Raw genomic sequence first — 12403 nt, forward strand, 5'->3', positions numbered from 1 at the left:
TGAACTGAGTCGGGCTGCTCTACTCCTCCAGCTCCCCGCCACCGCCCGAGAACTGCGCCAGCCGGAAGACGACGAACTCGGCGGGCTTGACCGGCGCGATGCCGATCTCGCACACGACCCGCCCCAGGTCGACGGATTCGACGGGGTTCGTCTCCGCGTCGCACTTCACGTAGAACGCGTCCTCGGGCCGCTGCCCGAAGAGCGCGCCCGAGCGCCACTCGTTGACCAGGAAGGCCGAGATGTTGCGCCGGATACGCGCCCACAGCGCCTCGTCGTTCGGCTCGAACACCACCCACTGGGTGCCGATCAGGATCGACTCCTCCAGGTAGTTGAAGTACCGGCGTACGTTCAGGTAGCGCCACGCCGGGTCGGACGCCAGCGTGCGGGCGCCCCAGACGCGGATGCCGCGGCCCGGGAAGGCGCGGATGCAGTTGACGCCGATGGGGTTGAGCAGGTCCTGCTCGCCGCGCGTGATCTGCAGCTCCAGGTCGACGGCACCGCGCACGATCTCGTTGGCGGGGGCCTTGTGGACGCCGCGCTCGGCGTCGTTGCGGGCCCAGATGCCGGCCATGTGCCCGGACGGCGGGACGACCTTGGTCTGGCCGCTGGAGGGGTCGAAGACCTTGACCCACGGGTAGTACACGGCCGCGTAGTTGGAGTCGTAACCGGCCACCTCCATACGCCACTTGCGCACGTCGCGGGCGTTCAGCGAGGGCGGCGGGTCGAGCACGGCCATGCGGTCGCCCATGAGCTCGCAGTGCGCGACGAGGCCGAGCTGGACGGCCTTGACCTGCTCCAGGTCGATGATCCCCTGCTGGTAGGCGGCCATCAGGTCGGGTACGGCGACCATGTTGATCTCGTCGTACGCCTCGAGCCCGCCGAAGCCGGTGCGGTCGGCGGAGTCCCCGATGAACTGCTTGGACTCGATGCGGGCGAGCTGACCGCCCGATGCGGCCGGAGCGGATGCGGGAGCCGCGGCCGGCGGGGCCAGCGTGACGGCCTGGGCGTCCGGCTTCGCCAACTGGCCGCCCGCGACGGCCTCTTCGAGCACGATCACCTTGGAGCGCTGCTTGACCTGGGTGACGACGTAGTTGCGGGCGCTCTTCTTGGCGCTGACGTCGAAGCTCTCGACGACGTTGTCACCGTCCTTGACGACGAGCTTGAACCGGTCGCCGCCCCCGTCCCCGTCCACGTCCTGCACCTCGACGGTGAGCGCCCCGCCGGCCGCGGACCCGGCGACCAGGGCGGCCACCTTGAACGCACCGAGCGCGACGGACTCGCCGACCGGCAGCGCCTGGGGGGTGGCGCCGGGGGAGGCCTCGGCGGCCGCGGAGTCCCCGGTGCCGCCGACGCGGACCACGTAGGCGGCGGTGCCACCGTTGTTGAAGAACCCGTACACGGAGTGCGCCAGGTAGTACCCGTCGGTGAACTCCCCGAACGCGGCGACGTACTGGGACCAGTTGGTCACCAGGGTCGGCTCGTTGAGGGGCCCGACGGGGGCGAGCCCGACGAAGGCGGCGACGGAGGTCCCGACGCCCTCGATGGGGCGGGATCCGCTGGCGACTTCTTCTACGTAGACGCCGGGGGACAGGTACGTGGGCATGGTGGTTCCGCTCCTTGCTGCTGGGGGAAGTTTCCGGTGAGAGGCCGGTCAGATGCCGGTGATGTTCTGCAACTTGTCGTTCGCCATGAGCTGGACGTGGACACCGGCTCCGTTCACATTGAGCGTGATGTGCCGGTTGGGGTCCGCGCCGCCGCCTCCGCCGAGGCCTCCTGCGTGCACGCCGGCGGTGATGCACCACGACTTCTCGGCCAGGCGGGTGAGCAGTTCCTTGACGGTGCGGGACAGCTCGCCCCGGCTGTCCGCATGGCCGAGCAACATGTCTACGAGGTGTTCGGCGTTGACCCGGGCCTCGACCGGGACCCGTTCGTTCCCCGGGAACTCGGCCTGCCGCTGCCGGTAGTTGGCGAGCATCTGGTCCCGCAGATTGTCGAGGTGCTTCCCCATGCGCTGGACCGCGACGGCGGAGCCGCTCGCGACACGCTGGACGGCGTCTCCCGCGATCGGCGCGGGCTGCGCGGACAGCGCGCGGTGCGCGTTCGCCTCCGCCTCGCGCTCGAAGCGGTCGGAGGGGTCCGAGACGCTCAGGCCCGAACCGTTGTCCGTGCCCGCGACCGGGCCCTGCCGCTGCTGGATGACGTGCGTCAGCTCGTGGGCCAGGGTGTGGCGGTCCGTACCGCCCTCGCCGATGACCACATGGCTGCCCGAGGTGTACGCACGGGCACCCACCTCCGCCGCCGACGCCTTCGCCGCCGCGTCCGTGTGCACCCGTACGTCCGAGAAGTCGGCGCCGAGCCGGGACTCCATGTCGTCGCGGACCGAGTCCTCCAGGGGTCGGCCCGGGGCGCGCAGCACGTCATGGACGGCCGAGCGCTGCACGGCGGGCCCGTGCCCGCAGCCGGGACCATGGGCGTGCGCGTCGCGCTGCACGGCGGCGGCCAACGCGGCGTTCCCCGCGGCCCGTTGAAGGGCGGTGGCGGCCTGCGGGGTCAGGCTGCCGGAGTCGGCGAGGCGCGCCGCATCGGCAGCGGCGGAGGCGACGGCGGCAGCGCGTACCGGAGCGTCGGGCCTCCTGGTGTCCGGGCCCTGCTCTCTACCGCGTGCGTGCATGATGCGCCCCTTTCCCCCACGGCCTTACAGATGACTCTCCGCCGGAAGCGCACCCCCGGGACAGGTATGAAGAGGCGCGAACGAGGGCAAGAGGGTGTGCCCGCAAGGACATCGCCGGTCCGGTCGGCCCGGCCTCAGCCGTGCTGCCCGGGGGTGGAGCGACTGGACGCGATGGCCGTCCGTACGGTCGACACAGCCGTGAGCAGTGCGGTGAACGTGCTCTCCAGCTGAGCGTTCGTCGTGTCGAACCAGGTGGTGAAGCCCGCCCCGAGGGCCCGCTGCTGCGCCGCGCGTGCCGTCTGGTCGACCGCCCTGTCCCGGACCTGGCGGGAAAGGTCCACGAGCGTGCTCCAGCCGAGAACCGGATTGGCTCCGCCGGTCGCCTGCGCGACGGCCCTGCGCACCTGCTGGGCGTACTCCGAGTAGCTGGTGGCGTTGGCCGGGTTGCCCTGGCCCGCCGGTGCCGCCCGGTACTGGTGGTTGTCGCGCGACACCCCGAGTGCGCGCGCCTGGTCGCGCAGCGCCCCGACGGCCTGGGCGACGCCCGCCGCCAGTTCGGGACTCATACCGGGCGTCCTGTTGGCTTCGAGATGTGTGTCCAGTACGCCGGCGAGCTCGAGGGCGAGTGCGTTGACCGCGTTGAAGACGTGCTCGCCCTGCGCCGAATGCGTGTCGGCGAGAGCGACATCGGCGATCCGGTACTCCCGGTCGGGATCGTCCTCGTCGCTGCGGGTGCGGTGCGCTTCCGGTTTGGCGGCGAACAGAGCGCTCTTGGCGCGCTGGACCGGGGCCGCGGAGGCGGTGGCCGCCAAGGCCGCGTTCCCGGCGGTCAGTTGGAGCGCCGCCGCCGCTTCCGGACTCAGGTTCCCGGTCAGGGCCAGCCGGGCCGCCCGGGCAGCGCCCGGTGTCGCTCTGCGTGGTGCTGGGGCCCCCGCGCGCCCGGTGTCGGGGTCCTGCCCCCTGCCGCGTGCGTGCATGATGCGTCCCCTTCCCTCACGGTCGTACGCGACGACTCTCCGCCAGGAACGCGCCCCCGGGCCAGGGATGAAGAGGCGCGAGCGAGGGCAGGGACGGCTGCCCGCCCGGACACCTCGCCGGGAGAGCCCACAGCAGCGGCTGATAGAAGAGGAAGCAACGCAAGTGCCCGAATGGCCCTCTTGAGGGCAGAAGGCATGCCCTTCCGGGGCAGGTGTGCGGTGCAGTCGGTGCGCGGACAGGTGGGGCGGGCGTGGCAGATCTCGGTGGGACTCATGGGGCCGGTGCGGGCGTCGGATTGCGGTTCCGGGTCCTCGGCCCGGCCCTCGCCGAACGTCACGGGGCGCCGCTGGCGCTCGGCGCCCCTCAGCAACAGGCGCTGCTTGTCGTCCTGTTACTGAACGAGGGACGGCCCGTCTCGACGGCCGAACTCCTCGACGCACTGTGGGGAGAGCGGCCGCCGGCCCGGGCGGTGGGAATCCTCCGTACGTACGTGTCGCGACTGCGCGCCCTGCTGGAACCGGAGCGGGCGGCGCGCACCCCGGCCACCGTCCTGATGTCGGCGGGGGACGGCTACGCGCTGCGGCTGGACACCGGAGCCGTCGACGCCGGGCTCTTCGAGGCCCGGCTGAGCGAAGCCGCCCGGTTGCGGGGAGCGGGCGAAACGGCCGCCGCGCACCGGGAGTTGGGCTCGGCCCTCCGGCTGTGGTTCGGCGTACCGCTGGCCGGGCTGCCGGGACCGTACGTCCAACGGCAGCGCGAGCGGCTCACCGGCCTGTGGCTGAGCGCACAGGAGGACCACTTCCACGGTGCGCTGGAACTCGGCCTCCACCGGCAGACCGTGGCCGCGCTCGGCTCCTTCGCCGCCGAGCATCCGCTGCGCGAGCGGACCCAGGCGCTGCTGATGCTGGCGCTGCACCGGGTGGGCCGCCAGGCGGAGGCCTTCGCCGTGTACGGGGCGACCTGCCGCACGCTCGACGGCGAGCTGGGGGTCGGCCCGGGGCCCGAGCTCCGGGCGCTGTACGAACGCCTGCTGGGGAGCGCGCCCGGCGGGGCCGTGTCCGCGGAGCCCACCCCGTCCGCGTACCCCGTACCGGCCCAACTGCCGCCCGACGTAACGGACTTCGGCGGCCGCACCGAGGCCGTCACCCGGCTCGGTGCCCTCCTCCGCGAGGCGGCCGCCGGGAAGACCATGGCCGTCGCCGCGCTCACCGGGCTCGGCGGCGTCGGCAAGACCGCCCTCGCCGTGCACGTCGCACACACCCACCGCGACAGCTTCCCCGACGGCCAGCTGTACGTGGCGCTGCGCGGGGACACCTCCGCCCCCGCGGACATCTCAGCCGCACTGGGACACCTCCTCCACTCCCTCGGAGCCGCCGCGCAGGACATACCCGAAGGGGCCGAGGAGCGGGCCGCGCTCTACCGCTCGATGCTGGCCGGGCGGCGCGTACTGATCCTCCTCGACAACGCCCACGACCTCATGCAGGTCAAGCCGTTGCTCCCCGGCGTACGGGGCTGCGCGGTGCTGATCACCAGCCGCTCGCGCACCGTCGCCCCGGCCGGCGCCCGGATCTTCGCCGTCGACACCATGAACGAGCCGGAGGCGCTGCGCCTGCTCGGCGCGGTCGCCGGCCATGAGCGGGTCGCCGCCGAACCGGAGGCCGCACGCGAACTCGTCGCGTCCTGCGGCTGGTTGCCCCTCGCCATCCGCATCGCCGGCGCCCGCCTCGCCGCCCGCCGCCGCTGGACCCTGGCCGACCTCGCGGTCCGGCTGCGCGACGACGTACGGCGGCTGGACGAACTCCGGGTCGGGAAGTACGGCATGGAGGACTCCATCCGGCGCGGCTACGAAGCCCTCGACCCGTGCCCCGCCCGGGTGTTCCGGCGCGTGGCCGCCGCCGGGGTCGCCGTCTTCGGGCGATCGTCGGTGGCCACGCTGCTCGGCGTCGGCGAGCAGCAGGCCCGCGACGCCATGGAGTGCCTGGTCGACGCGGGCCTGCTGGAGGAGCACGGCGCCGACAGCTACCGCTGCCACGATCTCGTACGGCTCTTCGCCCGCCGCCAGTTGGAGCGCTCGCCCGACCCGGCCGAGCGGGCAGCCGCCCGGGTGCTGAGGGGCGCGGCCCCGGCCAGGACCTCGGCCGCGAGGGCACCCAGATCTGCCCCCGCGCCAGTACGTTCGGCCTCCGGATGCACCCAAACCGGCCCGTAGCCTGCGCACATGACTTTGTGGACGGCCCTGGACCCGGCCCTCGCTGACGTCGATCCCGGTGGCCGCACCACCGCCCGGCTGCGCGTGCGCAACACGGGCGACACGGTGGAGGAGTACCGGCTCTCGGTCGTCGGTACGCCGGCGGGCTGGGCCCGCATCGAGCCCGGCACGCTGCGGCTCTACCCGGGCGCCGAGGAGACCGCGGAGATCTCCTTCGCCCCGCCGCGCTCGCCCGACGTCGCCGCGGGGCCCGCCCCGTACGGCATCCGCGTGGAGCCCGCCGGGCACCCCGCGCTGCGCGACGTGGTCGAGGGGCAGATCACGGTCGCGCCGTTCGCGGAGATACGGGCCGAACTGCTGCCGCCCACCCTGGTCGGACGGGTGCGCGGACAGGCGCGGATCGCCGTCGACAACCTGGGCAACACACCGCTCACCGCCTCCCTCGTACCGCGCGACGAGTCGGCCCAACTCACCTTCACCGTCGACCCGGTGGCGATCGAGGCCGACCCGGGCCGGGCCGCGTTCGCGCGGCTGACCGTACGGCCGCAGCGCGTGCGGTGGACGGGGCAGAGCCAGTCGCACCGGCTGACCGTCGCCGTACGCCGCTCCGGGGACGAGACCGCGCACGACCTCGCCGGCACCTTCGAGCAGCGGCCCGTCTTCGCCCGCTGGGTGGTGGCGGTCGGCGGGGCGGTGGTCGCGGCGGCCGTCGCGTTCGGCGTGCTCTGGTTCGGCTTCTCGCCGAAGTTCGGGACGGGTACGGGTGAGGTGCGGGCGGCGGGGAACTCCGCGAAGCCGGAGGCGCAGGGCAACGAGAGCGGCCTGCCGAAGGCGCCGACGCCGTCGCCGACGGCCGCCACCGACGACGGTGGAGGGAGTACGGGCGGGGGCAGCGGGACGGGCGGCTCCGGATCCGGGGCGACGAAGGCGGCGAAGTCCGGCGGCGGCACCAACTCCGGGTCCGGCGACACCCAGGCGGCCACGCCGCCCTGGCGTAAGGGCTACGCGTCGGACCTCGTCGTCGAGTACGCACAGCGCCGTCTCGCGGGCCTGTCGTCCAGCAACAAGTGCCGCCTCACGGGCAGTTGGAACCCCGGCGTGATCGACGCACGCACCGAGACCTCCCTGCTCTGCTACCAGAACGCCGTGCAGGACGACGGCCACAGCACCGGCCACAACACCGCCCAGATCTTCGCCACCGACGACCAGGGCGCCCTCGGCCGCGCCACGCTCACCTCCCTCTGGGCGCAGTCCGTCAACTGGAAGGACGTCCAGCCCGGCAAGACGAACTTCGAGGTCACCCAGGTGCAGGCTGCCCTCTGGTGGGCCTTGCAGTCACAGGTCAGCACCGCCGACCTCGGCCACGACCGGCAGTACGCCCAGTACGGCGTCGACTACTGGAAGAGCGGCACCAAAAGCGGGCACGCCTCCACGTACGACGACGGGCTGAAGAGCGCCGTCAAGCAGTACCAGAGCGCGGTCGGCCTCCCCGCGACCGGCGTCGTGGACGCGAAAACCGTCCAGGCGATGGTCGGCGGAAGCGTCAAGGACCCGGGTGTGACGGGCAGTTAGGGCACCGCTTCTGCCCCTCCCTCTGCCCGTACGGGCATCCTTCCCGCCCCTCCGCGCCGGTTGACTGCGTGGGTGAGCATGTGGAATTCACTGGAGCCGGCCGACACGTCCGTAGAGCCCGGGGCGACCGCGAGTCTGCGTCTGAGACTGCGCAACACGGGCGACACCGTCGAGGCGTACCGGCTGACTCCGGTCGGTGCGGCGGCGGGCTGGACGCGGATCGAACCCCAGGAGCTGCGGCTGTACCCGGGCGCCGAGGAGACCGCGCAGATCACCTTCGCGCCGCCCCGGTCGCCGGACGTCGTCGCGGGGCCCGTGCCCTTCGGGGTGCGGATCGAGCCGCAGGAGCACCGGGGGGCGGCGGAGGTCGTCGAGGGCCGGGTGACGGTGGGCGCGTTCGTCCAGGTCCACGCCGAGCTCGTGCCCCGTACCGTACGAGGACGCTTCCGGGCCCGCGGTCATGTCGTCGTGGACAACCTGGGCAACAGGCCGCTGACCGCGGCGTTCTCCGGTCAGAAGAACGGCGACGCGTTCACGGCGGAGACCACGCCGACGGCGGTTCAGCCGGACCCGGGAAGGGCCGGTTTCGCGGCGGTGGAACTGCGCCCGGCCCGGGTGAACTGGTTCGGTGCGGTGAAGGAACACCCCTTCCTCGTCACGGTGGGCGCGCCCGGCTCGGAGCAGCCGGGGGAGCTGACCGGCACCTGGATCCAGCCGCCGGTCGTCCCGCGCTGGGCGCTGTCGCTGGTGTCGGCGCTGGTCGCGATCGCCGTCGTACTGGCGGCGCTGTGGTGGCGCCACGACCCGGGCGTGAAGACCCAGGCGACGGAGAAGGTGGCGGCGGTCCCGTCGCTGCTCCCCGCGAGCGCGACCCCGACACCGAGCGCGACTCCGACGCCGTCCGCGACGGCGGTCACTCCGACGCCGGATGCGGGCGGCGGGGCCTCACAGAAGCCTGAGGGCGGGGGTGGTGGCGCCCCGGCGGAGAAGGCAAAGGTGGCGAAGCCGCAGACGCTGCGCAGCAACGTGAACAACCAGCCCTTCCTGGACGTCTTCCAGGCCAGGAAGGAGGACGGCACCGCGGTCGACACGTTCACGTGGGTGGAGAACAACGAGAACAAGAACCAGTGGTGGACGTTCTACACGTACGACGACGACTCGATAGCCCTGTCGCCAGGCAACGCCCCGGGCAGCGTCCTGCAGACGACGGACGGAAGCGAGACGGGCGAACTCTGGAGCGTGAAGGGCGGCATCGAAAAGCTCCGCACGGGCGGCCTCCCGGGCAAGCAGCGGTGGCGTCTGGTCCAGAAGGACGGCTTCGTGAACATCGTGAACGTGGCAAACGGCAAGTGCCTCACGGACGCGAGCGGCGGCAAGCAGGTGCTGGTCTGGCCGTGCACGGACAACGGCGGGGTCGTGGACTTCCAGAAGTGGAAGATCGGTGGGGCTCCGTAGGGCTTCGCCACGTGCAGGCCCACATCGGCACAATCCAGCCCCTCCGGCGATTGAGGAGCGGGGTCCGGGGCGGAGCCCCGGTGGGGTCTTGGGGCGACGCCCCGAGTTTCGGGAAGGGGCGGGGCGGGGGAAATCCTCCCGCCCCGGGCCACGCACGTTACGGCGCCCAAGGCATCGCGTCGCCCACCACCAGCCGCCCCATCTTCACGTACTCCCGCCGCGCCCCCGCCCGCACATCCGCCTCCCCAACAGACCCCCCACGCCCCGCCGCCAGATACCCCGCAGTCACCGCCGCCGACCGAATCGCCCCGCCCGCGAGCTCGAACTCCTTGGCACACAAGGTCAGTTCAACATCCAGACCCTCCACCTGCGGGACCCCCGCCAGACACGACCGCCACAGCGCCAGCCGCTGCTCCACTTCCGGGAACGGGAAGTCGACCACCAGGTCGAGCCTCCGCGTGAACGCCTCGTCCAGGTTGGCCCGCAGGTTCGTCGTGAGGACCGCGACCCCCTCGAAAGCCTCCAGCCGCTGCAGCAGATACGCGCTCTCCAGGTTCGCGTACCGGTCGTGCGAGCTCTTGACCTCCGACCGTTTGCCGAACACCGCGTCCGCCTCGTCGAAGAGCAGCACCGCGTCCGTCCGGTCCGCCTCCGCGAAGATCCGCTCCAGGTTCTTCTCGGTCTCGCCCACGTACTTGTCGACGACCGCCGACAGGTCCACCACATACATGTCCAGGCCGAGTTCACCCGCGATCACCTCCGCCGCCAGGGTCTTCCCCGTGCCGGACGCCCCGGCGAAGAGCGCGACCACCCCCTGCCCGCGTCCGCCGCCGGTCCGCAGCCGCCACTCGCCGAGGACGGTGGAGCGGTGGCGGACCCGGTCCGCCAACTCCCGTAGCACAGCCAGGGGTTCGTCCGGCAGCACCAGATCGTCGAAGCCCACCGCCGGCCGCACCCGCCGCGCATGACGGTCCAGCGACGGCGCCGACAGCTGCCGTGCGCTCTGCTGCAGATGTACGGGGCCGACCTCGACCCCCTCGAACGCGGCGAGCGCAAGGGCGTCCCGCGCGGCCCGCCGCACCTGCCCGGCACCGAGCCGGTACGGCGCGACGGCGCGCGAAAGGCCGACATCCCCGGCCAGCAAGGGGAGTTCGTCCCGCCACAGCGCGACCGGGTCGGCCGACTCCGGCGCGTCCGTCGCGTCCACGCCGACGATCCCCGCCTCAGGGGCCCACTCGGGGTCGAAGGCGCCGGCCCCCGCGAACACCACGGTCACATCGGACACCGCCAACACCCGTACCAGCTCTGCGGGTTGCTCCGGCAGCGGCTCCACGACCACGGCCGTCCCGGCCCCCCGCAACCGCGCCTCCCGTACCAGCGCCCGCGCGATCTCCGCGTCGCCACCGGTGCGCGGCGGCCGGTAGCGCAGCACGTCCCGCCCCGCCCGCCGCAGCGCCCGGGCCACCGCGTCGGCGGCCCCGCCCCGGCGCTCCCGGAGATGTACGAGGACGCTCTCCAGCCCCGCGACGCGCGCCGCGACAGCGCCCACGGCACCCGGCCCGCCCGGCCCTGCGAGCTCCAGGACGACCCCCTCGGCGCCCAGCCCTGCCTCCATGGTGTCGTCGCCCAGCAGATGGGCCACCACCCGCTCGGGCACCCTCAACTGCCGCCCTGGGAGCGCCCGTTCGGGCTCCTCGACGACGAGCAGCCCCCCGTCCACGAGCGGCGCCCCGGCATGGAACCGCCCCCGCGCGCGAGGTTCGTGCGCAGCCGTCCCAGCAAGGGTGAGCGCCAGATCGACCGTGGCGCGCCGCCGCCCCACATCGTCGTTGAGGTACCCGTACAGCGGCTCGAAGGACCGGTGCACATCGGGTGCCAGCGCGGCCACCAGCACCGCCACATCCAGCTCCGAGAGCCCGAACCGCCCGGCCACCGCAGCCACCCGGTCGCCCTCGGCGGCGTCCGAGACCCGGGCCCACGACAGCCCCACCTCGACCGACGAAGGCTCGGCCCCCGAGGCCAGCCGCCGCGCGGTCTCCTCGCTCACGTACAGACCCCGCAGCGGATCGGCGGCCGTCGGATCACCCGCGCTGCGGGCCTCCACCAGCGCGGCCGCCTCCGCCCGCAGCCCTGCGAGCCGCTCCAGCAGCGTCGGCACTACTGCCCGCCGCCGCTCGTCCGCCGCAGCATCCGGGGCCGTACGTCCGACGACGGGTCCTCGCCCCGGTCGAGCACCTTGACCACCGCTCCCTCGGTCACCGGCGGAGCCACCTCGTACACCGGTGTCACCGGGAACGGCGTCGTGATCACCACGTCCAGCGAGGGCTTGAGCTCCCCGCCCAGCGCCGACCAGATGTCGGCGAGCGAACGCGACTCGGCGGGCGGCACGGCGACGGTCAGCGGAATCAGCGCCTCGCTCTCGCGCAGCGCGGCCGGCACGGTGGCCTGCGGCAGGAACTCGTGCGGCAGCAGACACGCCAACGCGCCCGACAGCAGCCGGTGTTCGTCCTCGGGCCGGGCCGTCCAGGCGGTGAGCAGATACGAGAGCCGGAACCAGCGCGGCGGCTGCCGCCTGCGCACCACCACGCCCCGGGCGTCGCGTTCCGCGTAGGCACCGCGCTCGCGCCGGGCCACGTCCTCGCGGATGTCGTACAGGTAGGCGTTGAGCGTGGGGGTGTTGCGGCGCGCCGCCCAGTCCCTCGTCGGCGCCTCGAAGACCACCTCGCCCGTCCCCTCGGGCAGTGCCCCGCCCCGCAGGACCTTCCGCAGGGCCTCGTCGATCTCGTGGATCATTTAGATGTATCCCTCGCGCAGCGCGTATGCGACCGCATGCGCGCGATTGGTCAGCTGCAGCCGCGTCATCAGCGCGTGCAGGATGTTCTTCACGGTCCGCTCGGAGTAGGCGAGCTTCTCCGATATCTGCCGGGTGTCGAGCCCCTCCGCGATGAGGCGCACCACATCGACTTCGCGGGTCGCCATCCCGAACAGAGGCAACGCCGCCCCGGTACCGCCCGCCTCGCCCGCGGCAGTCGTCCGGCGCAGCCGCCCCACCTGGACCAGCAGCCGGCTGATGAGATCGGGAGGCAGTTCGCCCTCGCCGCGCGCCGCGCTCTGCACGGCCTTGAGCAGCCGCTGCTCGGTGGCGTCCTGGCGCCAGAGGATGGCCCGCACCCCGTGCTCGACCACGGTCAGCAGCTCGGGCTCGCGCAGCTCCCGGGCGATCAGCACGATGCGCTGCGCGCCACCGCGCGAGATCTTGCGCAGTTCGGCGGCGGAGGCCTCGTCGACCTGGTCGAGGAGTACGACGGCGACGGAGCCCTCCGCGGCCGGCTCACCGTCGGCCGGTTGCTCGACGAGCTGGACGGCGGGCTGGTGCCGCAGATGGCTGGCGACCCCGGCCCGGCTCAGCGGATCGGATGCGTGCACGGTCACGGTGACGCGTTGCGCGTGCATGTGCGGTACCTGTCCCTCCCGGTGCGTCTTGAGACGCCAGGCTGACAGTTCTTGATCAACGATCG

General features: G+C 73.0%; 8 protein-coding genes and 1 pseudogene. 3 read left to right on the forward strand and 6 right to left on the reverse strand.

The window, feature by feature from the left end; genetic code table 11:
• Positions 1-19: 19 nt before the first annotated feature.
• From OG707_RS23310 to OG707_RS23320, 3 genes and pseudogenes are all read right to left on the reverse strand, one after another.
• Positions 20-1603: a phage tail sheath family protein gene (locus OG707_RS23310; RefSeq protein ID WP_329121367.1), complete on the reverse strand. Its 1584-nt coding sequence runs from the start codon at positions 1601-1603 to the stop codon at positions 20-22.
• A 405-nt stretch (positions 1604-2008) separates the two neighbouring features.
• Positions 2009-2671: pseudogene (locus tag OG707_RS23315) on the reverse strand (eCIS core domain-containing protein); the annotation flags it as partial.
• Between the two features lie 134 nt (positions 2672-2805).
• Positions 2806-3648: a hypothetical protein gene (locus tag OG707_RS23320; protein WP_329121369.1), complete on the reverse strand. Its 843-nt coding sequence runs from the start codon at positions 3646-3648 to the stop codon at positions 2806-2808.
• 251 nt (positions 3649-3899) lie between these two features.
• Between OG707_RS23320 and OG707_RS23325 the strand changes: the two genes are divergently transcribed.
• The 3 genes from OG707_RS23325 (at position 3900) to OG707_RS23335 (ending at position 8885) form a co-directional block, all read left to right on the forward strand.
• Entirely contained in the window at positions 3900-5858 is a 1959-nt protein-coding gene (locus OG707_RS23325) for an AfsR/SARP family transcriptional regulator (RefSeq protein ID WP_329121371.1), read from the forward strand.
• Between the two features lie 9 nt (positions 5859-5867).
• Complete coding sequence (locus tag OG707_RS23330; RefSeq protein ID WP_329121374.1) at positions 5868-7430, forward strand: peptidoglycan-binding domain-containing protein; 1563 nt, start codon at positions 5868-5870, stop codon at positions 7428-7430.
• 78 nt (positions 7431-7508) lie between these two features.
• Positions 7509-8885 carry an RICIN domain-containing protein gene (locus OG707_RS23335; protein ID WP_329127931.1) on the forward strand — a complete coding sequence of 459 codons (1377 nt, stop codon included), beginning with the start codon at positions 7509-7511 and terminating at the stop codon, positions 8883-8885.
• Between the two features lie 157 nt (positions 8886-9042).
• On the opposite strand, the gene OG707_RS23340 is transcribed toward OG707_RS23335, so the two are convergent.
• From OG707_RS23340 to OG707_RS23350, 3 genes are read right to left on the reverse strand one after another with little or no spacing between them, the layout of a single operon-like run.
• On the reverse strand, positions 9043-11043 hold the full coding sequence (locus OG707_RS23340) for an ATP-binding protein (protein ID WP_329121376.1): 2001 nt from the start codon (positions 11041-11043) through the stop codon (positions 9043-9045).
• Positions 11043-11678 carry a DUF4255 domain-containing protein gene (locus OG707_RS23345; protein ID WP_329121378.1) on the reverse strand — a complete coding sequence of 212 codons (636 nt, stop codon included), beginning with the start codon at positions 11676-11678 and terminating at the stop codon, positions 11043-11045. Before OG707_RS23345 ends, OG707_RS23340 begins: the two co-directional genes overlap by 1 nt.
• The gene (locus OG707_RS23350) at positions 11679-12338 is read right to left on the reverse strand and encodes a response regulator transcription factor (RefSeq protein WP_329121380.1); all 660 of its coding nucleotides are present in this window, start codon (positions 12336-12338) and stop codon (positions 11679-11681) included.
• Positions 12339-12403 lie beyond the last annotated feature (65 nt).

The organism is Streptomyces sp. NBC_01465, from assembly GCF_036227325.1.
Classification (GTDB): domain Bacteria; phylum Actinomycetota; class Actinomycetes; order Streptomycetales; family Streptomycetaceae; genus Streptomyces.